Origin of the sequence: Psychroflexus maritimus (assembly GCF_011089875.1) — a bacterium.
In the GTDB taxonomy this organism is placed as follows: domain Bacteria; phylum Bacteroidota; class Bacteroidia; order Flavobacteriales; family Flavobacteriaceae; genus Psychroflexus; species Psychroflexus maritimus.
The window spans coordinates 1-26,048 of record NZ_JAANAS010000047.1 but is presented as its reverse complement, the minus strand read 5'-3'; the positions used below and the strand labels follow the sequence as shown (position 1 = coordinate 26,048).

The following is a 26,048-nucleotide window of genomic DNA, read 5'->3' as shown; positions in this document are numbered from 1 at the left end:
ATCCGACTGACTTTCATACCCAGTAGGAGTTGCAATTAAATTTCCTGGGTTTTCCTCAATAGCTCCATTTTCATTGTTGTAATAAGCAATGTCAAAATTATTTGGATTATCAATATTCACTAAAACTTCGCCTTCTACTAAAGTTAAGTCGAAAGTTCTAACGCCAGTCTCGTTATCGTCACAAAGCGTTAGCGGTTCGGGAGTTTCAAGTAGTGGACTTGGGTAAATGATTAACTCAAGTGGCGCTGTTTGAATACATCCCGATTCGGCATCTACCGCACGAATAAAAATGGTTTGGTTTTCAGTAACACTTGCATAAGGAGAAGGCAGTGGATTTTGGCCAGATTCCGCATCTTGAATAGTAGGGTGAAAGCTCACTTCTAATTCAGGATTGTCGGTAAAGTTGATATCATCGATTAAAACATCTAAATCAAATTCATGGAAGAATCCATCGTTGTTATTGTCGCAAGCTTCAATAGGGCCAACAGCTAGGTTAACGGCAGCCGATTCAATAATGCCAATTTCAAATTGTCCAACTTCAAAACAATCGGGATTATTGTTATTTTGAATACGTACATAAATATCGCCTGCTCCTCCAAAGTATTCAGAGGGTTGATTAATTGGGTTGCTTGCACCGTTGGCATCAGCTAATTCTTCAAAGTAAGAAATGCTGTAATCTTGAGAAGACTGGTTTTCGCCAAGCACAAAGGGGTTTTGTTCCGTTAGATTAAATGTGCCGTTGCCTTGCCCATCTTCTTCACAAGCCTCAATAAGTGGCAAGGGGTTGGTGCCGATTTCCACATTATAAACTCCTACTTCAAAACTAGCTACATCAGAACAAGCACCAGCGCCTATATTTTGGGCTCTAATATATATGGTTTGTTGTTCAATGCCTGTTGGTAGGGTATAATTAGTAGGATTTTCTATTGCATTTTCATTAGCCAAAGCATCAGCTTCTGTGATAAAATATAAAGCTTCAACAATAGCAGGTTCTTGCACTCCAATAGAAGCAGGGTTGTTTTGCGTTAAATCAATAAGTTGAGTTGCTGGGCTAAAATCACCACATTGAAACAAGTCTTCAGTTTCTATAATTTCAGGTTCTTCATAGCTGATTAAGTCAAAGCACTCAATGGTAGGGCATTGTCTTTCTCCAGTAATGTTTTCATTTACACGAACACATATAGTGTTTACAAAGTTTCCGCCAGGAATTTGATAATCCTCTGGATTTTCAATTGGATTTTCAAAATTTTCAGCATCTTCAAAGTTTTCAAAATAAGTAACTTCAAAGCCTAAATCGGCCATAGACTCTGCATCTTCAGGAATATCCTGACCAATACCATTATGAGCTAAATAATCAAAAGGATTTAAAGCAGCGGGTAAGCCTCCGGGTAAAGTGCTGGATGTACCACAAATTGAAAAATCATCAAAAGGGTCTTCATATTCGGCTGTAGGTAAGAATTGTACAAGTATTGAGTCGTTGTCATTACAGCCGCCGTCACCACCAACAAAGACTTCATAAACACCAGAATCACTTATTTCAATAGAGGCCATGTCGTCAAATTCTGGTAAGTTTTCACCGTCTTTAAACCATTCTAAGCTAATTTCACAATTGGCATCAAGAGATCCTCCAAAAATTTCTAATATTTGTGTTTGGTCTTCGCCCCAGCAAATTACGCGGTCATCATCTAAGGTAATATCATCTCCTAAATCAGCTCCAATATTAAAAGAACCACCCTCAATAAATACAAAGGAATTTAAAATGGTATCATTCCAATCCGCAACCATTAATTTAAGCGTATAAGTTTCACAAGGAACGACTTCAAACTCTGCTGTTAATCTATTGGTTTCTCCGTTAACTTCATGATAAGGAGGATTAAGAGTGTTAAAAAATTCAGGATAAAAGAATTCACCCAAACTACCAGCGCCACAATTAAAGGGTGCGCCTGGGTGTATATTCGTAGCGGTTGTTGGCATAGGAGCATCAAGACCATCAGGAGTAATAGTTGCCACATTAAATCCGCCTAAATCTTGAAACTCTTGATTTGCAGGGTTTCCGTCAGGGATATACTCGTATTCGTCTTCTATACCAGGACCACTTATAATAAAGGCAAAAGGATCTGCGTATGAACAGGGGTAACTAGAAGTGTATTCTTGAGAGGCATAAATATAATCAAAACTTACGGTTGACTCAAAAGAGCTAAATTCAAATTCAATAACAGATGCATCATTTACACTATTACCAGGATTTCCACCAACTACGGCAAGTAAGTTTTCTTCTGTTCCTCCGGTTCCTCCCCATCCATTTTCAGCGGGTTCTCCAACAATTTCTTGAACGCCTGCGCTTCCAATCACTAAACCTTCATTAAAAGGAAAATCACTACAGCCTCTAGAAAAATAGCCAATACTTGTGCCATTTGGCGACTCTCTTAGAGCTTCAATATTATTTACGTTAGCGCACTCTCCGCCACCTACCATTACATCGGCTATTAACTCCTCTAAGCTGTAAGCTTCATCTTGCGGTGAAACATTTAAAATTTCGTCACCAACAATAACATTTACAGAAAGGGGTTCACTTTCACATAAAAACTCATCAATCACGGTTAAAGTACCTACAATCAATCCAGGATTAGTAAAAGAAGTGGTCACTTCACTTCCTGTAAGCGTGTTACCGTTAAAATTCCATTCAAAGGTGAGGTCATCAAAATTAGATTCATTTGAAGTAAACGCATCTGCTGTGAATGTGATATCTGTATCTGGAGCAAAAGTAGGTGTTTCAGCGTCTTCATCAGAACAAAATTCATCAGCTTCAATGCTAATTAGTTGGGGTACTATTTCTTGACAGGGTAAGCGGCAACCAAAATCAAAATTTATTTCAAACAAGCTACTTGGGAAGCCAGGAATAATATAACTACCTGTTTCAAAAACAATGGTTAAACATCCTGTTTCACTGTTGTCGTCAGCTACTATTCCGGCAGGAATTCCAGGACTATCTGGAGAGGAACTAGCAATAACTGGGGCTGCTGTTGAATCACCATCATGTACGCTGAAAAAGAAATTAGGATTTTCTCCCAAACCATTTGGCCATTGTACAGAGACTTCGGTTAAAAAAACAATCAAATCATCTTCAGAATCTTCATCATCTGGGCAAATAGTTATTTGAAAGCTTTCGTTTTCTAAGTCAAAATCACCCTCATTTGAAGCAATTATGCTGCCTTCGCAAGAAACAATTTCGTCTGTAGCATTTAAATCACCATCTTCAACCGCCTGTGGCCAGTTAATATCTTGTGAAAAACCAACATACGTACTAATTAAAAATATAAAAAGGAGTAAAGACCGCCACATAATTTGTAAATTTGGGGCTAAATATATTGATTAAATAAATCAAAGTTAAATTATTTTCAAAAAATTGTTGTTTAAATATGAATTTATATCAAATAAATATAAGACCGACTAACCAAAATGGGATAGTCAAATTTGAAGCTAACGACTTCCTTGTCAATAGAGAAAGCTTTGAATTTAAGAATATTGAGGAGGCTAAAGACTCCCCTTTGGCGCAAAAATTATTTCACCTTCCTTTTGTGAAAACTGTCTATATCACTCAAAACTTCATTGCTATTGAAAAATACAATATTGTTGAATGGGAAGAAGTGCAAGAAGAGGTAAAATCGCAAATTGAAAACGATTTGAACAATGGCGTTGTGGTAATTAAAAAAGAAGCTTCTCCTCAGAAAAAAATTCCCGTAACTGTTTACGCAGAAAGCACACCTAACCCTGGGGTACAAAAATTTGTGGCCAATAAAAAGTTAGTGGTGAATTCGGCTGAATTTAAGAATATTGAAGAGGCTAAAGCTTCTCCCTTAGCTCAGCAATTATTTCAGTTTCCTTTTGTAAAGGAAGTGTTTATAGACAGCAATTATGTTTCTGTACATAAATATGATGTGGTAGAATGGGAAGAAGTAGGCATGGAAGTGAGAGAGCTCATCAAAAAGTTTTTGGAAAACAACGAAAAGGTGGTTAATACCGAACTTCTTCAAGAAAATAAAACGGAAGATCCTTTAGGTGAAGCTCCAGTTCAGCAGGGGGTAAAGTTTGAGGAAATGGATGATATTTCTCAACGTATTGTAAGCATTTTAGACGAATATGTAAAACCTGCGGTGGCCAGCGATGGGGGAAATATTGTTTTTGATTCGTATGACGAAAACACCCAAGAAGTTAAAGTGATCTTACAAGGCGCTTGTAGTGGTTGCCCGTCTTCTACAATGACTTTAAAAAATGGTATAGAAACCATGTTGAAAGATATGATCAAAGGAAAAGTAAGTCACGTGGTTGCCATTAATGGGTAAGGATGCAACACTTAAATCAGCTTGAAGGCATCCGTGTCATTATTCCTGCTTTTAATGAAGCCCTTTCTATTACCCAAGTAATTGAAGCCATTCCTGCTTTTGTAGCCGAAATTGTTGTGGTTAATAATGCTTCTACAGACGCCACCAAACAAGTAGCCAAACAAGCTGGAGCTACTGTGCTTACTGAAAACAGAATGGGCTATGGATATGCTTGCTTAAAAGGAATAGACTACATTAAAGAAAATCATCCCCAAACTAAAATCATTGTTTTTTTGGATGGGGATTTTTCTGATTTTCCTGAGTATCTTACCTCCTTAGTGAAACCTATTCTTGAAAACGACTTCGATTTTGTAATTGGTGCACGTGTGAAGAAACTTCGGGAAAAATCGTCCATGACTTTTCCGCAAATTTTTGGAAATTGGCTAGCTACAAAATTAATGAAAGTAATGTACAAGGCAAATTATACCGATTTAGGACCTTTTAGAGCCATTAAATGGAATCGCCTTTTGGCTTTAAACATGCAAGATAAAACCTACGGATGGACTATTGAAATGCAGCTGAAAGCTTTGCATCATCAACTCAACTACACCGAAATTGAAGTCCCTTACCGCAATCGCATTGGTGTTTCTAAAGTCTCAGGTACCCTTAAAGGAGCTTTTATGGCTGGAGTGAAAATTTTAGCTTGGATTTTTAAATACGGTGTTCAAAAACAAAAAAAACAATGAGTTGGTGGCATTACTTCATCGTAATCATTTATGGTTTATGCTTGAGCTTTGTTTTTTTCTACAGTGTAAGTCAGTTTTTGTTATTTCTGAAAGCTTACTCGCTAACTAAACCAACTAATCCTGCGAAAAAATTAAGTCATTTTCCAAAAGTTTGCATTCAATTACCTATTTATAATGAAGGCGAAATAGTTGAACGCTTACTGAAAAACATCGCACAAATTAACTACCCCACTGAAGCTTTAGAAATTCAAGTCTTAGACGATTCTACCGATGATTCATTAGAAAAAAATCAGGCCCTGGTGAAACAACTTCAGCAAGATGGAATTCCTATACAACACTTTCACAGAAAAAATAGAACCGCCTTTAAGGCAGGTGCTTTAAAAGAAGGACTTCAACAAACCAAAGCCGAATTTATAGCTGTTTTTGATGCCGATTTCTTGCCTAAAGCTAATTGGTTACAACAAACGCTGGGTTATTTTGAAGACGCCGAAGTGGGTGTGGTACAAACCCGCTGGGGCCACCTCAACAAAAATTACTCCCTCATTACCCAAGTACAGGCCTTGGCTTTAGATTTTCATTTTTGTATAGAACAAGTGGGCAGAAACCGAGGAAATCATTTGATCAATTTTAATGGAACAGCTGGTATTTGGAGGAAATCTTGTATTCTAGATGCGGGTAATTGGCGAGGAGATACCCTAACGGAAGATTTAGATTTAAGCTATCGCGCTCAGTTGAAGCATTGGAAAATTCATTACCTCAACCACGTTATTACTCCTGCAGAATTACCTATTGAAATGAATGCCGCAAGAAGTCAGCAGTTTAGATGGAATAAAGGAGCCGCAGAAAATTTTAGACTGAATTACGCCAAGGTAAGAAAAGCTGCTCATCTTCCAATCTCCACAAAAATTCACGCTTTCTTTCATCTGCTCAATAGCAGTTTATTTTTTGTGATTTTAACCTTAGCTGTTTTAAGTTTCCCCGTTCTTTTTATTAAACATGAATTCCCTTCAAGCATTTCCTTTTTTTACGGCTTTACCGTCTTGGGTTTAAGCACGTTTTTATATATGATGGGTTATGCTTACACGTACTTTAAAGAGAATAAATTTAGTTTGAAATCAGCGCTTCAATTTGTATTCAAATTTTTTAGTTTTTTTGCCTTGGCAATGGGCTTGTCGGTAAGTAATTCCAAAGCAATTTTAGAAGGACATTTAGGCAAAAAATCAAGTTTTATTAGAACTCCAAAATTCAATGTTTTAGGCAAGCAAAAGGCGAAAGTAAAAAAGGGTGTTCCACAGCGCTTTAAATTGATTAATCTTATTGAGCTAGGCTTATTATTTTATTTTATTCTTGCCCTAGTTTATGCCTTTCAGGTTCAAGATTTTGCCCTTTTTCCTTTTCATTTAATGCTGGTCTTTGGTTTTGGTTTTGTGACTTGGAGTACATTGCAATCTAGATTTTTTAGATTAAACCAATGAAAAAGCTACTACTAGGAATCCTGTTGATGTTTAACTTCGGAATTTATTTTTGGATTTCGCAGTGGGTTGAGCGCGAAGAATTTGCTTTGTTTTTTGGTTTGTTTTCTGTTTTATTTGGGATTTATATCTTTTTAATGAAAACATCTTTTAGCCCCAAACTTTTGTTTGGGGTTGGATTAGTAAATTATTTAATTTTAGTTTTTTGCCTACCTTGGCTCTCGCAAGATTTTTATCGTTTTCTATGGGACGGTTTCCTTTTGCAAGCAGGCGAAAATCCTTATTTGTTTACACCCAATCAGATGATGGCATCCAACAACCTGGAATTAGCTGTTCCAGAGGCGGAATTTCACCTTGAAAAAATGGGTGAATTAAGCGCTTCCAATTACACCAATTATCCACCTATTTCTCAGTGGATTTATTACATTGCTAGTTTTTTTGCTGAAAAATCTCTTTTTACAGCTGTGGTTTTTATGAAATCAGTTTTGCTAGTCTCGGCCTTAGTTACTTTATATTTTTCACAAAAAATTTTAGGCTTACTGAAGCTTCCTGTTAAAAATGCTTATTGGTTTTTCTTAAACCCCTTAATCCTAATAGAATCGGTTGGAAATTTACATTTCGAAATTTTAATGTTAGCTTTTTTTACAGCCTCAGTCTATTATTTGCTAAACCGAAAATATTTGATAGCAGGCAGTTTATTTGGACTTTCAGTAGCCACTAAATTAATTACTTTGGTTTTTGCTGTTTTCCTTATTCATTATTTAGCCAAGCATAAAAACGGATTTCGAATTAAAAATTATGTAAATTTCTTCATTGTAAAATTCAGTTTCACTTTTTTGTTGGTGGTTTTGCTTTGTTATTCCTTTTTTATTGATCAACAAATGCTTCAGAATTACCAAGAAAGTCTAGGGCTTTGGTTTACAGCTTTCGAATTTAATGCAAGTATCTATTACCTATTCAGGTGGATTGGTTTTCAGTGGTACGGCTACAATATGATTGCGGTAACTGGAAAAATCATGTTTGCTTTAAGTAGTCTGAGTTTGTTGTTTTTCGCTTTTCAGCAAACTTCAAAAAAGTATTTGTTTAAATGGATGTTTTTTGGCTTTGCCTTTTATTTAATTTTTAGTACGACCGTTCACCCTTGGTATTTAAGCACCTTGGTGTTGTTAGGCGTTTTTACTCATTTTAAATCGGCTATACTTTGGTCGTATTTGGTAATGTTGAGTTACGTTGCGTATGCCCATTCAGATGCTGAAGAAAACACCTGGCTTTTAGGGTTTCAATATGTTTTGTTTTTTGGGCTGTTTATTTATGAAACCTCTGTTTTTTACAGAAAAATTAAAGATCAAAAATAAGTTTCATTTTTTTAATAGAAGAATACTGTTTTTTGATTTTGATCATAAAATAGGAAAAGGATATTTGTTCTAATTAGTATATACTTTAAAGATTTTTGGTGCAAACATTACCAATCTTTTCTAAAAAATCAACAAATTTTATTTAAGCTTTGCCCAATTAATTCTAGCTTTGATTTTTACAACTTAATTTTTCTGATTTGGAACAAAAAGACAAAGTCCTTGCCTTTCGTATATATTTAGTTTTAGCAGCTTTATTCATAGCTTCACTAGTGGCTTCAAATTTAATTTTCCAAAAGTTTTTTTACTTTGATTTTTTTGGATGGCATACATTTGAAATTTCTGTTGGAATTTTACCCTATCCGCTTACTTTTTTAATCACCGATACCATTAGTGAAATTTATGGAAAAAAGAAAGCTAATTTAGTAGTTACAGCGGGTATTTTTGCTTCAGCGTTTTCATTATTTATTATTTTGGTTTCTGAAGCTGTTCCTGCTACTGCATGGTCGCCAATTAATGATGAAACATTCAACTTGGTTTTTGGCGCAACAGGAATTGCAGTTTTTGCTTCAATGGTGGCTTATTTATTAGCGCAGTATGTAGATATTCAAATTTATCACTTTTGGAAACAACGAACTAAAGGGAAACATTTGTGGCTACGAAATAACTTTTCAACATTTAGCTCTCAATTTATTGATACTTTAGCTGTTTTGGTCTTGTTGTGTTTTTTTGAAAAAATTGAGTGGAGCAATTTTTATACGCTCCTGATAAGTGGTTTTCTTTACAAAGTCTTAGTCGCCATTCTAGATACTCCTGTATTATACGCTATTGTTTTTGGATTAAAAAGACGCTTCAACTTAAAAACCAACCAAGAAATTGAGCTTCAAGATATTTAATAGTCTTAGTAGAATTCATAAAACTCAACGCCTTTAATTTTTATGCCTATATTATAAAATTAGGTAAATGCATAATTCTATACGATTACTGCAACTAATAAAATTCAAGTTTCTCTTTTCAATTTTATAAAATAGGCTAGTACTTGAAAAATTAGTGTATTTTTATCTAGAATTTAAACCCCTTTTTAATTATGCCTTCTATTCTTACAATTATTATTTTAGTAGTATTAATTCTGTTTTTACTGGGAGCAGTTTTTATGGTAAAGCAACAAACATCAGCCATATTAGAGCGTTTTGGACGTTTTAACAGTGTGAGGAACGCTGGACTTCAGTTTAAAATTCCAGTGATTGACCGTGTAGCGGGAAGAATTAACCTTAAAGTGCAACAATTAGATGTTTTTGTTGAAACCAAAACCAAAGACGATGTATTTGTAGGATTAAAAGTTTCTGTTCAATACCAAGTAGTGAAAACCCAAGTTTATGATGCTTTTTACAAGCTTGAAAGTCCAAGTGCGCAAATTACTTCTTATGTGTTTGATGTGGTAAGGGCCGAAGTACCAAAAATGCGTTTAGACGATGTGTTTGAACGAAAAGATGATATTGCCAACGCGGTTAAGTCTGAATTAAACGACGCCATGACCGATTATGGGTACGACATTATTAAAACTTTAGTCACCGACATTGACCCAGACGAACAAGTGAAAGAAGCGATGAACAGAATTAATGCTTCTGAGCGAGAAAAAGTAGCCGCCGAATTTGAAGCTGAAGCTGAACGAATTAAAATTGTGGCAAAAGCAAGAGCTGAAGCAGAAAGCAAACGCTTACAAGGTCAAGGGATTGCCGATCAGCGAAGAGAAATTGCGCGTGGTTTAGAAGAAAGTGTTGAGGTGCTCAATAAAGTAGGCATCAACTCGCAAGAAGCTTCTGCTTTAATTGTAGTTACGCAGCATTATGATACGCTTCAAGCGGTTGGTACAGAAAATAATTCGAATTTGATTTTATTGCCCAACTCTCCTCAAGCAGGGAGCCAGATGCTTAACGACATGATTGCTTCGTTTGCCGCATCCAGTCAGATTGGTGAAGAAATGAAAAAAAACAAAACCAGCAACAAGGAGGCTTAAGTTAGTTTCTTCAATGCCGTTACACAAGTCTTTGATTTAAAAGCCTAAAATAAATTTAGCAATACTAAAGAAAATCAATAAGCCAAAAATATCATTTGAAGTAGTAATAAAAGGCCCAGTAGCTAATGCTGGGTCTATGTTATAGCGGTCTAAAATAATGGGAACAAAAGTGCCAATTAAGGAAGCAATTAATATTACACTGATAAGCGAGATCGAAATTGTTAAGCCAATAAGATAAGAATGGCCAAAAATAAAATGAGTTCCAAAAAACAAAATAATCCCTAAAGCCGAACCATTAAGTAAACTTAAGCCTACCTCTTTAAGTAAGCGAGAAATAATTGAACCCGAAATAGTTCCGTTAGCTAGTCCTTGTACAATAATTGCTGAAGACTGTACCCCCACATTTCCAGCCATTGCCGCTATAAGTGGAGTAAAAAAGAACAAAAACCCAAACTTTTTCATAGCAGGCTCAAAAGTTTCGCCAATTAATACAGCCACAAAACCTCCCATTAAAGCTAAAAATAACCAAGGTAGCCTAGCTCTTGTCATTTGCCAAATATTAGCACTTGCATCAATATCTTCAGAAATACCAGCCGCCATTTGGTAATCTTTTTCCGCTTCTTCTTTAATAAAATCTACTATATCATCAATGGTAATTCTTCCTACAAGTCGGTTTAATTCATCTACAACAGGTATCGCCTCTAAGTCGTATTTTTGCATAATTCTGGCCACTTCTTCGCCTTCCGTATGTACATTAACAAAATCAACTTTATTAATATATACATCTTCAATATGCGCATCACTAGGAGCGGTGATTAAATCTTTTAGAGAAAGTCTTCCCTTTAGTCTCCCTTTATTGTCCACCACGTAAATAGAATGTACACGAGTAACATTTTCTGCTTGTGCGCGCATTTCGCTCATGCAACCCGTAACACTCCAATTTTCATTTACCTTAATTAACTCTTTAGCCATTAACCCACCGGCAGAATCTTCATCGTAGCGGAGCAGCTCAACAATGTCGTTAGCAAATTGCTCATCCTCAATTTGCTCAATTACTTGGCCTTTTAATTCTTCAGATAATTCAGCAACAATATCGGCGGCGTCATCGGTATCCATTTCTTGGATTTCGCTTGCAATTTCTTGTGCGTTAAGGTTGCTTAAAATCTTTTCACGATAAGCAACATCAAGCTCCATAAGCACTTCAGAAGTTTTGTCACTTTCTAAAAGCTTAATAATGTAAGTGGCCTCTTCTAGTTTTAATTCGTCTAAAACTTCGGCAATATCTGCATGGTGCAAATCTTCTAAATGCAGTTGTAATTCTTGATTGTTTTTTTCTTCAATCAAAAATTCAATTTTTTCTATAAAGCTTTTATCAATTTGAAAGGCCATCAGCTTCTATTTTTTGAGTCAAATTTATAAATTCTGAAACATCGAGTTGCTCGGGACGCTGTGCAAATATACTATCTAATTTTAATTGTTCTGAAAGTTGAAAACTTTTTAAGCTATTGCGAAGTGTTTTTCTGCGTTGACCAAAGGCTGTTTTTACCACTTGAAAGAGTAATTTTTCATTGCATTCCAGCTGAAAGTTTTGTTTTCTAATCATTTTTAATACGCCACTTTGGACTTTTGGAGGGGGATTAAATGATTGTGGGTGAACGGTAAATAAGTATTCTGTTTCATAAAAGGCTTTACATAAAACCGATAAAATGCCATAGGTTTTGCTTCCTGGTTGAGCACAAATTCGTTCAGCTACTTCTTTCTGAAACATGCCAGCAAATAATGGAATTTGCGTTCTTTTTTCTAAAGTCTTAAAAACTATTTGCGAAGAAATATTATAGGGAAAATTGCCAACGATAGCCACTTGTTTTTCGCCAAAATAAGTTTGTAAGTCTGCTTTTAAAAAGTTGGCTTCTTCAACTTGTAAGCGTTTGTTTTGTGCTTCAGAAAGCGCTAACGGAAAGACTTCATTTAAATAAGCTATAGATTCTTGATCAATGTCCATGGCCATTACTTTTTTTTCATGCATGAGTAAAAATTGCGTTAATACACCCATGCCTGGCCCTATTTCAAGAATGTGTTCTACCGACGAATAATCTACGGCATCGGCTATATTTTTCGCAATTTTTTCATCCTTCAAGAAGTGTTGACCTAAATTTTTCTTAGCCCTAACCGCTGAATGTTCTTTTTTAAACTCTTTATGTTGATAGGCTTTTTTTGCCTTGTATTTTTTAGCTGATTTCATGCATTAAAGTTTAAAATTGTTTGTTTGTTTCTGCGGTGGTGTGCAAACTACATAATTTCCTCAACCACTTCTAATTCTGTTCTAAAAACCACAATATAAGGAGAAAATTTACTTCCTTGAGCTCTTAGGTCTTCCGCATCTTCCTCTAAGTATTTATTTAAAGTGGCTTTGTCTTTTGTAAAGTATTGAACAGAAAAGGTAATTCCGCCCATGGGTTCATCTACCATTACTTTGGTCAGTAGTGCTTTAGAAAACTTCCCGGTAGCCAGCATTGCGGGAAGGTGTTCATGCTTCATCCATTTCAACCATTCTTGCTGAATCACACCTTCTTGAACATTAATAGTAACATTATAAATATACATTTTTTGAGGCAAAAGTAGTTAAAATATTAGCCAATTGATGAATCCTACCGTATCCTATTTTAATTCACAAAAAAATTATTGTTGATATGGGAAATTTTAAACTAGCCAATGAACTCACTCAAGAAGTATAATAATTCTCAGTATTGTGCTTGCCAACAAAAAAGCCGTTTCTAAAAAAGAAACGGCTTTTTGATTATTTTAAAATTGACAGGGATTAATCTAAAACACCTTCAATTCTAATATTATCTAAGTGATAACGCGTAGTTACACCGTCAGGGTCAGATCCTTGGTAACGGAAAGCAAATCTTATGTTTTCTAAACAAGAAATGTTTTCTACACCGGCAGGAGAGAACCCACCAAATCCGCTAGACGGACCTTGAGGAATTTCAATGCCTTCAAGTTCTTGCCATTCGGTTGTTGTAACATCACCGCTAAAATTATCGGTAATCAAAATACTTAATCCTGGGCCGTTATCAAAAGCAGCTTCAATATCTAATTTAAATTCTTCAAGAGAGCTACCGCTCATATCAATTTCTGGAGTTACTAACCAGGCATCATAAGCTTGTGATGAATTAAATCCAGATACTTGCGCATATCCGTTATCGTTGAAATTTCCACTCACCCAGGTTAGGTTTCCACCAGAAGTGTTGGTAGTTATCCAACCATTAAGTTGTCCTAAATTGCTTATTCCTTCAAAATCTTCTTCAAAAATAAGGTCGTTACCACCGCTTGGCCCTTCACAAAGTGGCTCTGGATCACAACGCTCTTGGTCAAAGTTGATATCTTCTACCGTGTTTATTTTAAATAGATAATTAGCATCAGCAAAAGCTCTTAAAAGTACCCCTTCAATTTCTCCAGCATTTTCAGGAAGAAGCAAACCTTTAAAGTCTGAAAAGGTACTTGTTCCCATCTGTACTGTTGCATTAGAGCTACAATCTTGCATCGTTCTTTCAGCATCAAAAGAATCACCAGGTTCTGATGCAAAACTCAAACCGCTTTCAATACTAGCCGCAGGAAATTGAGCGTTGGGAAACTTGACAAATTGGCCTATTAAATCTCGGTTTAGGTTAGCCATATCAATTTCTTTAGCTACTATTTCTTCTACCACAAAATCTCTAATTACAGCTTGTTCAGCTAAGCCAGTAGGTATTCTGTTAATTCGGTCTCCATTAGCAATACCAATGGCTGGGTTACCACTATCTAAACCAACGCTCAAACCGTCAAGTTTTACATATACCTTTCTTCCAAAGTTAAATGTACCAAATAAATCAGACACATCTAAAGAAATCTTGATAGCTGCTGTTGGGTTTTCAGGCTTATCTTGAATCCATAATTCTTTAAAAAAGTTACCTCCTTCATCAGAGCTAACTACATAGCCTTCTGTATAGGTGTCTTCTGTAAAGCTCAAGGTTTGCACTTCACCATCGTTTTGTGCTATTTCTCCGAGTACAGAGCTAATCGGTATTACCATTCCATCAATCTCTATCGGCTCTTGGTTATCAGGAGGAGTAGGGATTGAAAAGTCATCATCTACACATGAAATAAATAACATGCTTATGATTGCTACGATACTTGTTCCAAAATATTTCATTTTTCTATTTTTCATTTTATTATAATTATGCTGTTAGAATCTTAGGTAAAAATTTAAATAATAGGTTCTTCCAAACCCGTAAAAATAACGATTTCCAAATAAAGGACCTCCCGGACTGTTAAGATCTTCTCCTCGATCTCCAAAAGCGGCTCTTCTTGATTGCTCAAAACCACCACTGGTAAATTCTTGATCAAAAAGATTGCCGATTACAGCAAAAAACCCAACAAAGTATCTTTTGTTGTTAGGGCCATTTATTTTCCAAGATTTCCCACCTGTTAGGTTAAAAAGGAAGTAATTAGAAAATTTTTCTTGCTGAAGTAATTTTCGAGCTTCTTCTTCATTGTAATCAGGAAAAGGGAAACCTTCATTATCTACAACAAAATTGTCTGAACGATTAAAGAAGCTAGGGCTAATGTAATTATCGGCAAAATAATTAGCGGTTAGACCGATATTCCAATAATCAGGATCTCTATATTCAAATCCTAATTGATAAGCTTGTTGTGGACCACCTGGAACCCTTAGGTTTTTAACTGAAGTTTTTCCATCTCCAAAGCTAATCTGCTCGCCAGGAAAATCACGCCCCGTAAGGTATAAATCGGGGTCATTTGTATAAATGTATTGCCCAAAATTACCAGCAGTTTTAAGTAAGATTGTTGGTGTTACTTGGTATTCAAAACCAAACTCTAAACCGGTATGTCTTCGGTCAATACCGCTAGTAACTTCTTGAATAAAAGACGAACCATCTGATACCCGCGTATCTGTAATACTTTGTGTAAAGTAAAAACCAACATCGGTTTCATCTTCAAAAGTGGTATAATAACCAGAAACCCTAGCTTTTATTTTTGGTGTTCTAAAGATATAACCTATATCTGCTGAATTAATTTTTACTTCGGTTAAACCATCTACAATTTCGTGGTTCTGCCTTGCATTGCTATACGAATTTTGAATAGTAGGCGCATTTTGTAAGCGAGATGCGTTTAATTGCACCATGTGGCGACCTGTAATTTTATAAACACCACCTAGCTTTACACCATAAGTTGTAAAATCAAGTTCTTTTCCTTTACCAAAAGACTTGTCTCCTCTAAAAAATCCATTTTCATAAAGGCCGTTTCTTTGGTAGTAGGTTTTACCAAAATTACCCCCTACATAAAAATCTAATTTGTTGTAGGTAAATTGAAATTGTGAAAACGCATTAGCTACTCTAGCTTCTATTTCATAATTGTATTGAAATCTTTCTCCCTCAGTAACTTGACGGTTTGGATTTCTCACATCAGATTGAGCTAATTCTTGCAAAGAACCAGCTACTATAGCACTTTCTTCTGCAAAAAAATCAACATCTAAAAAACGTTCACCGCCTAATAAATCGGCTAATTCAGCAAAATTTTCACTTAACAAGTAACGGTAATTTACACTACCATTAAAACGAATATTTTGATTGATTTCTGCTTCTATAATAGAGTTAAATTGTAGTTGTGTATCATCAACTCGGTCTTCTTGTAAAACAAAAGTAGAATTTCCACCTGTAGCTAGGTTATTGAAATTTGTTTCATACATTTTATCCCACTCAAACTGCCCACCTTCCACAAATCGTTCTCTAGCAAACCAGGCTGCTTGATAATCGGCTGCTGAAGGATTATTGTCTTGCAAAAAGTAACTTGGTAAATTCTGGTAATAAATAGGGCTTGGATTTCTTGCTCCACCAAGGTAAATATCTTGACCATCAAGCTGAGCTAATCGTGTACCTCCGTTATTCACTCTTGTGGTTCCAAATCGACCCGTTTGGTACATGGCGTTGGTATTGATTTTAATTTTATCATTTAAATCCCAAAAATGACTAAGCACAAAAACAGGTTCTTCTGTTCTTCGTATTCTAGTACTTCTCACCTTTCCATTTTGATAGCCCCAATTAGGATTGTACTGTATTCCTTTAAGGTCTCTCATCTCTTGGGTAATAGCCGTACCAATACCTCTTCGGTTGGGTGCATAAAAGCTAGTTAGGTTTAAGGAATGTTTTTCGTTGATTCGCTTTTCTACTGCTATAAAAAAGGAATTGGCGTCGTAAGGTGTCCCTTCTCTAAAACCTTCATCTCCGTAGCGTCGAGAAGCTAAAAAAGAAAAAGCCCAACCTTTACTATTCATTCCAGTATTATAACTTGCCATTACTCTGCCTTCATAAGTTCGGTTAGAGAATGCATTAGAAACACGACCTCCTTTTCGCATTTGTGAGGCGCGCATCACTAAATTGGTTGTTCCAGCAATATCACCAAACGTGTATTCATTGGCCTCAGAATACATAGAGAACTCTCTACTGCTGTTGATTATGTCATTCATGCCACCCCAGTTACCCCATTGTGGTCTTCCAGTAAATTGCTTGTTCATTTCAAGTCCGTTTACAAGCACTTTTCCTCGCGCATTGTCATAGCCTCTAGGTCTAAAAAATGCTGCACTGAAATCAAAGGCTGCTGCCCTCAAATAGGTATCTCGAGAAGCTTGTAATAAACCTGAAATATTGAAAGAAGCATCGTCACCTTCGCCAATCTCATCATCAGAAAGACTAATGGTTCCCATACGTCTTTTTTCATCTGTTAAATCATATTGAAGATAAAGTTGCCCCATTTCCAAAGTCGCTCCTTCAGTAATTTGAACGGGAAATTTTTTGGAGCTATAGTCCTCTTTTTCAATGATAAGCACAAAGTCTCCTAACTTCAGGCTTTGCCCTTCAAAGCTAAATTGACCATAAGCATTGGTCTTTGTTGCAAATGCTGTACCTTCAAGATAAACAGCAACATTGGGCATCGGTTCTTCGGTTTCACTATCTACAACTTCACCAACGATGTTAGCTTCTTGGGCTAATAGCAGGAAGGGAAGTAATAATAATGAAAGAACGTAAAGTAATTTTTTGTTCATTTGTTTTTTGTAGTTTTGTTTTAAGAAATTATTACGAAAACGGTGCAAATGTATAGAAATAATATTAATTGCTTATTTTTGCTCCTGTTAAAATCAAAACTTTACAATTACTTAATATGCTAAAAACAAAGCTTAACTTATTATTGCTCCTTACCTTTTCACTCCTCGTAGTTACTGGGGTTAATGCGCAAAAGCGTGATTTTAAAATACATACAATCGCCTTTTACAACTTGGAAAATCTTTTTGACACAATTAATGATCCCACAAAAGACGACCATAAAAATCCCATCGGCGATATGTCGCGTGGGGAAGCTGCTAGAGTTTATCCTAAAAAGGTAAAAAACATGGCTAAAGTAATTGCCGATATAGGCTCAGAAAAGACGGGTTTCCCTCCTGCTCTGCTCGGCGTTTCCGAAATTGAAAATTACCAAGTAGTACAAGATGTTGCTAATCATCCTAGGTTGAAAAATTACAACTACGGAATAGTCCATTATGAATCACCTGATTTGCGAAGTATTGATGTTGCTTTAATGTACAGGAGAGATGTTTTTAGACCCACTTTTTCAAAAGCTCATGAAGTGGTTTTATACAGAGATAATGACCGAAGTAAACGAATTTACACCCGTGATATTTTGTACGTAAAAGGGCTGCTTGATGGCGAAGAAATGCACATTTTAGTAAATCACTGGCCCTCAAGAAGTGGTGGAGAAAAAAAATCAAGACCCAAACGAGTGAAAGCTGCTAAAGTAGCTCGCGGTGTGATGGATTCTATTCAAAACCAAGACCCCGAAGCCAAAATTATTGTTATGGGTGATTTAAATGACGGCGTCTATAATGAAAGCGTTAAAGAGGAACTGAAAGCTTTACGCCATAAAGAAGATTTAAGGAATTCAACCGACTTATGGAATCCTTTTGAGAATATTTTTCACGAAGGTATAGGAACGATTGCTTGGCGAGATTCTTGGGATTTATTTGACCAAATCATAATTACACAGCCATTGGCTCAGAAAGAAGATTTCTCAAGTTATCGGTTCTATCAAGCAGGGGTCTTTAATCCACCTTACTTACAAAACCCAAGAGGACGATGGAAGGGGTATCCGTTTCGAAGTTTTGCGGGCGGTGCATGGACTGGAGGTTACTCAGATCACCTTCCGGTGTATATGTACGTAATTAAAGAATTGGATGAATAGACTCTAATCTAAAATTTAATTTCAAACCTAGAAAATTAATCAAAGTCTTCTTTTAAATAGATAAAGCTGACTTAGATATCGTATTTTTGCTTTTTTTATAAGATCATACAGATGAACAACCTCAAGAACGATTTATTTTTAAAGGCCTTAAAAGGAGAAGAAGTATCAAGGCCTCCGGTGTGGATGATGCGTCAAGCAGGAAGATACTTGCCTGATTTCATGAAATTGAAAGAAAAATACGATTTTTTTACCCGCTGTAGAACACCAGAATTAGCCACTGAAATTACTGTTATGCCAATTCACCAAGTGGGAACCGATGCGGCTATTTTATTCAGTGATATTTTAGTCGTGCCGCAAGCCATGAATATAGAAGTGGAAATGAAACCTGGCCTTGGCCCTTGGCTTCCTCATCCCATCCGAACACAAAAAGATTTAGATCAAGTTATTGTTCCTAATGTATATGAAGAATTAGGGTATGTATTTGACGCCATTAAAATGACCAAACAAGAATTAACTAATGAAGTACCCCTCATTGGTTTTGCCGGTTCACCTTGGACAATTCTTTGTTATTGCGTGCAAGGTCAAGGCTCTAAGAATTTTGATAAAGCCAAAGAACTATGCTTTACCCAACCGGCAGTAGCGCATCGCTTACTTCAAAAAATAACCGATACAACAATTGCTTACCTTAAAGGAAAGGTAGAAGCTGGTGTAGATGCAGTTCAAATCTTTGATTCTTGGGGAGGTATGTTAGCTCCAACCGATTACCAAGAGTTTTCTTGGAATTACATACAACAAATTATAGACGCACTTAAAGTAGAAATTCCTGTAATTGCCTTTGGAAAAGGATGTTGGTTTGCCTTAGATAGCATGGCTAAATCAGGTGCGGCTGCTTTGGGGGTAGATTGGACTTGTTCTCCAAAAAATGCTCGCTACTTGTCTGGAGGAAATATTACGCTTCAAGGTAACTTTGATCCTTCAAGGTTGTTTTCGCCTCCTGCTGAAATCAAAAAAATGGTTAAACAAATGATTGATGAGTTTGGAAAAGATAAATACATCGTGAATCTAGGTCACGGTATTTTACCAAACATTCCTGTTGAAAACGCCAAAGCATTTGTAGAAGCCGTTAAAGAATACGAGTTTAACTAAAGCCCAGGCAATTAAACAACCTATCCAAATTTCAAAGTAAGCGCGCTGAAATTTAGAATAGTTCATTTTGTAAGAGACTCATTTAAAACCTCCATAACTAATGGAGGTTTTTTTGATGAAAGAATAAAAAGGAGTTAACAAAAGCTTATTTTTAACCTGAGTTCGATTATAATCACAAAGTCCAAAACAATAAGGTGTTAAAAATAGCTAATTGTTTTTTTTTAATGAGCTTGTTTTGTGAATTTATAACTACTAATAAGCTACTTAAAAAGCCTTGAAACTTCTAATAAAACCATGAATTGAGAACTATTTTCAAACTTTCTTATTTTTCAACTAAAATGATTGAAAAAAAATTTTCCAAAAAATATTTGGTTAGTTGTAAAAAAATTAACTAGATTTAACCAAATTTTAAAACAAGAATTTATGAAATTTAAGTTACTAAATTTAAACTTCACTTTTATTCTCCTTTTATTGTCCTATTTTGGTTGGGCTCAATATGATGGAACAGGTGAGTTTAACAAAATTAACTCGATAACCGAGTTAGAAGACGGTTATTATGTAATTGCAAATGAAACAGATGAGTTTGCAATGAATAATGCACACACAGGAAGTTTATTTCCTGAAACAGCTATCACTCCTACAAGTGATCAGTTAACTGATGTAGCTACAGCTGATGTCTGGCTAATTGAAAATGATGGAACAGGATGGACTATCTACAATGAAGCTGACGACATTTACGCTTCCTACTCTGGATCCGATAATGAAATTCAAGCTGTTGCTACCGTAGCTGGAGACAATGAAAGATGGACTATGGCGTACGATGATACGGAGTCTTATTTTACAGCAACAAATGCTGCAGTTACAGACCGAGTAATACGCTACAACTCAGGTTCCCCAAGATTTGTGTGTTACGCTTCAACATTTGGAGATAATTTGCAGTTGTACAAACTTGCATCTGCAACAATGCCAACAGAATCTGCACCAACTCCTACAGAAGATGAAGCAGATGTAGTAAGTATCTTTTCAGATGCTTATACAGATATAGATATTGCTAACTATGATCCAAACTGGGGGCAACCAGGCCATAATTTAGTTAACACAACATTTGATCCTACAGGTGATGGAACAGATTTCGTATTAGCATATCCTAATTTTACTTACCAAGGAACTGAAATTACAACTGCGACAGATTTATCTGAAATGGATTTTTTACATGTAGATATTTGGGTTCCAGAAGGTACAGACCGACAAGTTAAAGTTACTCCAATTAATAATGGTACAGGGCCAACAGAAGTTTTGGTAGAAGTGCCTTTAACTCCAGGTTCATGGAATAGTGTTGCTTTACCTAAAGCTGATTTCACAGATATGACTTGGGATTCTGTTTTTCAATTAAAATTTGATGGACAATTTAATGGTGACGGAACTCCTAATACTAATCCATTTGATATTTATTTAGACAATATATATTTTAGTCAAGAAAGTACTGGACCTCAAACCCTGACTGCTACTTACACCGATGGTGATTTAGATGTAGCGGGAGATGATGGTTATGACGAAAACTGTTCAGAAATACTTAGTCTTGAATTACCAGCGGGTAATGATTGGTTAGTAACTGGCGTAGATATTCAATACGATATGACAGCACAAGGTGGTGCTTTTATGTCAGAACAACGTTCGCAACTACATTTAGTAAACACCAACTCCACAGAAAGTCAGGTGTTTGTAGGCGATGGATTTGGTGGAGGTACTGCAAGTTATGAAAGAACAGGTACTAGTTTTGCTAATGCTGTTTTCGCTGGAGGTACGCTTTTAGAATTTGAAATGAGAGCATGGCGTACTTGGCCAACTGGAAATAATGATTGTAATACTACTTATCAAAAAATAGACAATAACACCTGGACCATCACCGTTACTTATGAAGTGGCTCCTGATTGTCAGTTTGCTTCGGGTAATACAGTTGATGCAATTACCGATACCACAGTTGATGTGTCTTGGGATGCTTCTCCTACAGAAACAGACGGCTATACTTATGTAGTGATGAACGAAGGCGAGGCTGCAGATGAAGCTACTGCCGTGGTTACAGGAACAACAGCTACAGGAGAAACTACAGTAAGTATCTCAGGTTTAAATGCTCAGAGCAACTATACATTTTATACCAAAACTAATTGTGCCGCTAGTGAGCAGAGCGATTGGTCTAATCCCTTAGACTTTCAAACCGAATGTGGCCCTATAGGAAACTTTTCAACAGACTTTAGTGATGAAGTACTTGGCGAAGTTCCTAATTGTTGGACGGGAATTAGCAATACAACAGCCGGCTTTGCTAATTTAGATGTAGTAGATTTTATCGATAATACTTATGGAGATAAAATAATGCGTTTTCAGAGTTCAAGTGATGCCGATACAGAACATTACTTAATTACTCCCGAACTTAATAACCTATCAGGTAACACTAAAATACTTAGGTTTACTGGGCGGCAACTAACAGCTACACACAATAGTGTAATTGAAGTTGGTGTAGTAACCGACCCTACAGACGAAACCACATTTACAAGCTTAGAAACCTTTAATCTTGAAGGGAATGTATCTGAAGATTATTATTCAATAGTGCCAGATACCAATACAGCTTCTTACTTGGCATTTAAAATTACTTTTTCAACTACATTTTCAACAGTGGCTATAGATCGCGTTATTTATGAAGATGTTCCTAGCTGTCTTGAGCCATTAGGCCTTTCTGCTAGTAATGTGTTAACAGATTCTGCAGATATCTCATGGAACGAAGTAGCTGGTGCTGCCGCTTATCAATTAGCTTACAGTGATACTGAAGGTTTTGATCCAGACACCGAAGGTGAAAGTCAATTTATTGAAACAGGTACTAGTTTTAGCCTTGAAGGTTTGTTTGAAAACTCAACCTATGAAATATATGTGAAATCAGTTTGTAGTGAAACTGAAGAAAGCTCATGGACTGGACCAATTACTATTAATACACTATTTCCTGGAGCCGCTTGTTTAGCTCCTATTGAAATTGATGCTATTCCTTATACGGATACAGATAATACTGAAAATTTTGGTGACTTCTATTCAACGGGTGATCGACCAACAATCGATAACGTTCAATTTAGTGATGGATTTGGTAGTGGTTTTTACCTTAATGGTAATGAAGCCGTTTATGAGTTTACTCCAACCGATGATGGCGTTTTTAATTTTGAATTAAAAGATCTTGGTCCTGATAGTACTTCTATAGCACTTTGGGTTTTTGAAGGGTGTGAGCCATTTACCAATACAGTAGCTTATTCAACTCAGTTCAACAGTGATGATCGTTTGTTACCAGAAATCGGTTTAGTTGGCGGAGAGACTTATTACGTAGTGGTTTCTACAAGTGGTACAACCATACCTTATACCCTAGAAATTAATGAGATAGATTGTTCTGCTCCTACCAGTTTAACACTTGATTTTGCAGGATCTACTGAAGCTAGTTTCTCTTGGGGTGAAGCTGCTGGTGAAGAGGGCGGATATTCCTACCTTGTAATGAATGCAGGAGATGACCCTGAGGTTGACCCTAGTGTTCAAGATGGAACTGTTGCTACTGGAGTTACTACTCTTTTAATAACAGATTTAGATGACGCTACAGAATACGACTTTTATATCAAAACTTTATGTGCAGCAGAGGAAGAAAGTGGTTTTGCAACCGTTAATTTTATTACTCAATGTTCGCCAGCTGAATTGAATTATTTTGAAGACTTTACAGGTTTTGGTTTTAACTACAACACTGATGAAGATTCAATTTGTTGGTCTGAAGGTTCTGGATTTTTTGATGAAGTAGGAATTGGATCATGGGGTGTCCAAAATTTTGCTAATGACTTTTCAAACCCTAATGGACAGGCAATGTATATCAATTTATTTGGTACTGGAAGCGGAGATTGGGCAACTTCTCAAGTCATTGATTTAGGTGATGGAAGCCCTGATAATGTGCTAAGCTTTGATGCACTTGTCATTCCTTGGTCCGGATCAAATGAAGTAATAGATATGGGTGACCATGAAGTACGTGTTGTTATTTCAGATGATGGTGGCCAAACATGGGATTTAGCAAACACACTTTTTACTTATGACGATACCAATATTCCTGGAGATACTGAGGATACGCTAGAGGAGATTTCTCTAGCAAGTTATTCAGGAGAAATTGTTATCGGTTTTTATGCTGATCGAAATGGTACAGATCCAGATTTACGTTTTTATATCGATAATTTATTTGTTGGTGTTCCGCCAACTTGTTTGTCGCCTGAAGGTTTAGCAGTTAACGATATTACTTCCGATAGTGCAGAACTTTCTTGGGAAGTAGTTGATAATGCCCTTGAATATACATGGTTTGTTTTTGCTGAAGGTGATGACCCTGAAGTAGATCCAGCCATAGCTACTGGAACAACTACTGACTTAACAAGTGGTGTGATTACTGGATTAACAGCAGAAACTACTTACCAAGCTTACATTCAAACGGATTGTGATGCAGATGGAGAAAGTGAATTAACAGCTGATGCAGTTAATTTTACAACTGATCCAACTTGTACAGCAGTTGAAGATTTGACTACTTCACTACTTTCACAAACTGAAGTTGAGGCTTCTTGGACTGAAGTTAGTAATGCTGAAGAATATATCTGGTCTTTGTATTTAGAAGGTGATGACCCAGAGGTAGATGATGCTTTACAAACCGGAACTACATCAGAAACCAATGTGCTTATAGAAAGCCTCGACGCTGATGTAAGCTATGTAGTACTTGTTCAAACAGATTGTGGTGTAGATGACGGACTTTCTGGAGAGCTAGCTTCAGCTAGCTTCTTTACAGGGTATTGCTCTGCTGAACATACTAACACTTTTGATTATGTTGCTTCTTTAGAAACTATTGATGCAGAACAAAATGTTTCTATCACTCAAACCGAACAGGGACCTAATAGTGGTTACCAAGATTTAACATCAGAAACGATAGAAGCATTTGTAGATTCTTCTTTTGATGTAGAAATTACATATAGTTATACATCATTTGGTGCAAAAGCTTGGGTAGATTGGAATAATGACTTTGTATTCTCTGAAGATGAAGTAATCTTTACAGATGAAAATGATGCTGCTACAGCAACTTCTATTTTTACTGTACCAAGTGATGTAAGTCCTGGTGATTATAGGGTAAGATTTAGAGCTTACTGGCCAGGAAGTACAGATCCAGAATCTTGTGAATCAATTACTTATGGTGATACATTCGACTATACATTAACTGTTACAGATCCATCAACCCCAGTATTTGCTAACGTTCAGATAATTCACAATTCACCTGACCCAGCAGCGGCATCTGTAGATGTGTATTTAGACGGACAATTGCTACCTGATTTAACTGGAGTAGATTTTAGAACGGCTTCAGAATTCTTATTAGCACCAGCTACTGAAGAAATTACTGTAGATGTAGTTCCAGCTGGACAGGATATAGCTGATAGTGTTCACACAGAAAACTTCACTCTTGCTGAAGATGAGAGTTACATTATTGTAGCTAATGGTTTTGTGAATGATGATTTTGAATTAAGTGTATATGCTGGCGCACAAGAAACCAGTGCAGAAGCTGAAGAAACCGCTGTTTTAGTACACCATGGTTCACCCGATGCTCCTGTTGTAAACGTGGCTAATCAAGCTACAGGCGATGACCTAGTTACTGGAATAGCTTTTACAGAATTCCAAGGCTACTTAGATTTACCTGAAAGTGATTACATTCTAGATATTACAGATACCAATGGAGATGTAGTAGCTTCGTACGAAGCTCCTTTAGCAACCTTAGCATTAGGAGGAAATGCCATTACTGTTGTAGCTAGTGGATTATTAGCTGCCGATGCTGAGGATGTAGATGCCTTTGGACTTTGGGTGGCTTTACCTACTGGAGGTGATTTAGTTCCTTTACCATTAGTAGAAGTGTTGCCAGCTCCAATGGAGCCAGCACCTACCCCTACAGAGGAAGAGGAAAATGTAATTAGCTTATTCAGTAATGCTTATACCGATGAGCCTGTAGATACTTTCTTAACCGTATGGTCTGCAGCAGAATTAGAAGACATTCAAATTCAAGGCGTAGATACTAAATTATACACTAATTTAGACTTTGCAGGCATTGAAACAGTAGCCAATCCAATAGATGCTACTCAGATGGATTTCTTCCATTTAGATGTGTGGTCTCCAAATGCTACAACATTTAGAATTAAGTTAGTAGATTTAGGGGATGGAGTTGTAGAAGGAGAAATTGCTTATGAAATTCCGCAAGAAGAATGGGTAAGTTTAGAGATTGATTTAGCAGATTTTGCAGATGCTGATTTAGTAACAAATCCTGATAATTTATTGACGGTGCGTAACTCTATCCAGCAAATAATTATCTCTGGATTACCTGTAGGAGCAGTTACAGCTTATGTAGATAACATTTACTTCAGTCAAGAGCCAGTATCAACTATTGATTTTGATTCAAGTAACTTTAGCTACTACCCAGTTCCTGTAAAAGCGAATTTAAATATCCAATCTACTAGTACAGTAGAGCAAGTGGAAGTATTTAATACGCTAGGACAACGAGTAATTAGTGTACAACCAAAAACAGAGATGCCTGTAGTAAACATGCAGTCACTTCAAACGGGAGTTTACCTAATGAAAGTACAAATCAATGGAAACCAAGAAACTTTCCAGATTAT

15 protein-coding genes are annotated in these 26,048 nt (G+C 36.3%); 9 read left to right on the top strand and 6 right to left on the bottom strand.

Going from position 1 to position 26,048, the window contains the following annotated elements; genetic code table 11:
• Positions 1-3,342: choice-of-anchor L domain-containing protein (locus G7034_RS06645; protein ID WP_166400186.1), on the bottom strand; the 3,342-nt coding region annotated here is incomplete at its 3' end.
• A gap of 77 nt (positions 3,343-3,419) precedes the next feature.
• Here G7034_RS06645 and G7034_RS06640 point away from each other — a divergent pair.
• From G7034_RS06640 to G7034_RS06615, 6 genes are all read left to right on the top strand, one after another.
• Complete coding sequence (locus G7034_RS06640; RefSeq protein WP_166400185.1) at positions 3,420-4,343, top strand: NifU family protein; 924 nt, start codon at positions 3,420-3,422, stop codon at positions 4,341-4,343.
• A gap of 2 nt (positions 4,344-4,345) precedes the next feature.
• Entirely contained in the window at positions 4,346-5,068 is a 723-nt protein-coding gene (locus G7034_RS06635; protein ID WP_166400184.1) for a glycosyltransferase family 2 protein, read from the top strand.
• The gene (locus tag G7034_RS06630; protein WP_166400183.1) at positions 5,065-6,543 is read left to right on the top strand and encodes a glycosyltransferase; all 1,479 of its coding nucleotides are present in this window, start codon (positions 5,065-5,067) and stop codon (positions 6,541-6,543) included. The genes G7034_RS06635 and G7034_RS06630 overlap by 4 nt, the downstream gene beginning before the upstream one ends.
• A complete protein-coding gene (locus tag G7034_RS06625) occupies positions 6,540-7,895 on the top strand; it encodes a mannosyltransferase (RefSeq protein ID WP_166400182.1) in 1,356 nt (451 codons plus the stop codon). The genes G7034_RS06630 and G7034_RS06625 overlap by 4 nt, the downstream gene beginning before the upstream one ends.
• Positions 7,896-8,092: 197 nt before the next feature.
• A complete protein-coding gene (locus G7034_RS06620; protein ID WP_166400181.1) occupies positions 8,093-8,788 on the top strand; it encodes a queuosine precursor transporter in 696 nt (231 codons plus the stop codon).
• Between the two features lie 191 nt (positions 8,789-8,979).
• Complete coding sequence (locus tag G7034_RS06615) at positions 8,980-9,909, top strand: SPFH domain-containing protein (RefSeq protein ID WP_166400180.1); 930 nt, start codon at positions 8,980-8,982, stop codon at positions 9,907-9,909.
• Between the two features lie 36 nt (positions 9,910-9,945).
• On the opposite strand, the gene mgtE is transcribed toward G7034_RS06615, so the two are convergent.
• From mgtE to G7034_RS06590, 5 genes are all read right to left on the bottom strand, one after another.
• On the bottom strand, positions 9,946-11,298 hold the full coding sequence (gene mgtE / locus G7034_RS06610) for a magnesium transporter (protein WP_166400179.1): 1,353 nt from the start codon (positions 11,296-11,298) through the stop codon (positions 9,946-9,948).
• Positions 11,282-12,151: a 16S rRNA (adenine(1518)-N(6)/adenine(1519)-N(6))-dimethyltransferase RsmA gene (rsmA, locus tag G7034_RS06605; protein WP_166400178.1), complete on the bottom strand. Its 870-nt coding sequence runs from the start codon at positions 12,149-12,151 to the stop codon at positions 11,282-11,284. Before rsmA ends, mgtE begins: the two co-directional genes overlap by 17 nt.
• 47 nt (positions 12,152-12,198) lie before the next feature.
• On the bottom strand, positions 12,199-12,513 hold the full coding sequence (locus tag G7034_RS06600) for a DUF4286 family protein (protein WP_166400177.1): 315 nt from the start codon (positions 12,511-12,513) through the stop codon (positions 12,199-12,201).
• Between the two features lie 214 nt (positions 12,514-12,727).
• Positions 12,728-14,119 carry a DUF5689 domain-containing protein gene (locus G7034_RS06595; RefSeq protein ID WP_166400176.1) on the bottom strand — a complete coding sequence of 464 codons (1,392 nt, stop codon included), beginning with the start codon at positions 14,117-14,119 and terminating at the stop codon, positions 12,728-12,730.
• Positions 14,120-14,137: 18 nt separating this feature from the next.
• Positions 14,138-17,011, bottom strand: coding sequence for a carboxypeptidase-like regulatory domain-containing protein (locus G7034_RS06590; RefSeq protein WP_166400175.1), 2,874 nt, complete (start codon positions 17,009-17,011; stop codon positions 14,138-14,140).
• A gap of 116 nt (positions 17,012-17,127) precedes the next feature.
• Here G7034_RS06590 and G7034_RS06585 point away from each other — a divergent pair, with 116 nt between their 5' ends.
• The 3 genes from G7034_RS06585 to G7034_RS06575 all read left to right on the top strand — a co-directional run.
• Entirely contained in the window at positions 17,128-18,201 is a 1,074-nt protein-coding gene (locus G7034_RS06585) for an endonuclease/exonuclease/phosphatase family protein (RefSeq protein ID WP_166400174.1), read from the top strand.
• Between the two features lie 111 nt (positions 18,202-18,312).
• Positions 18,313-19,347: a uroporphyrinogen decarboxylase gene (hemE, locus tag G7034_RS06580; protein WP_166400173.1), complete on the top strand. Its 1,035-nt coding sequence runs from the start codon at positions 18,313-18,315 to the stop codon at positions 19,345-19,347.
• 423 nt (positions 19,348-19,770) lie between these two features.
• A partial coding sequence (locus tag G7034_RS06575) for a fibronectin type III domain-containing protein (RefSeq protein ID WP_166400172.1) occupies positions 19,771-26,048 on the top strand: 6,278 nt, incomplete at its 3' end.

Coding starts and splice junctions, on each gene's coding strand:
- G7034_RS06590 (WP_166400175.1), bottom strand. CDS start 17,011: ATGAACAAAAAATTACTTTACGTTCTTTCATTATTATTACTTCCCTTC.
- G7034_RS06615 (WP_166400180.1), top strand. CDS start 8,980: ATGCCTTCTATTCTTACAATTATTATTTTAGTAGTATTAATTCTGTTT.
- G7034_RS06625 (WP_166400182.1), top strand. CDS start 6,540: ATGAAAAAGCTACTACTAGGAATCCTGTTGATGTTTAACTTCGGAATT.
- rsmA (WP_166400178.1), bottom strand. CDS start 12,151: ATGAAATCAGCTAAAAAATACAAGGCAAAAAAAGCCTATCAACATAAA.
- mgtE (WP_166400179.1), bottom strand. CDS start 11,298: ATGGCCTTTCAAATTGATAAAAGCTTTATAGAAAAAATTGAATTTTTG.
- hemE (WP_166400173.1), top strand. CDS start 18,313: ATGAACAACCTCAAGAACGATTTATTTTTAAAGGCCTTAAAAGGAGAA.
- G7034_RS06635 (WP_166400184.1), top strand. CDS start 4,346: ATGCAACACTTAAATCAGCTTGAAGGCATCCGTGTCATTATTCCTGCT.
- G7034_RS06585 (WP_166400174.1), top strand. CDS start 17,128: ATGCTAAAAACAAAGCTTAACTTATTATTGCTCCTTACCTTTTCACTC.
- G7034_RS06600 (WP_166400177.1), bottom strand. CDS start 12,513: ATGTATATTTATAATGTTACTATTAATGTTCAAGAAGGTGTGATTCAG.
- G7034_RS06640 (WP_166400185.1), top strand. CDS start 3,420: ATGAATTTATATCAAATAAATATAAGACCGACTAACCAAAATGGGATA.
- G7034_RS06595 (WP_166400176.1), bottom strand. CDS start 14,119: ATGAAAAATAGAAAAATGAAATATTTTGGAACAAGTATCGTAGCAATC.
- G7034_RS06630 (WP_166400183.1), top strand. CDS start 5,065: ATGAGTTGGTGGCATTACTTCATCGTAATCATTTATGGTTTATGCTTG.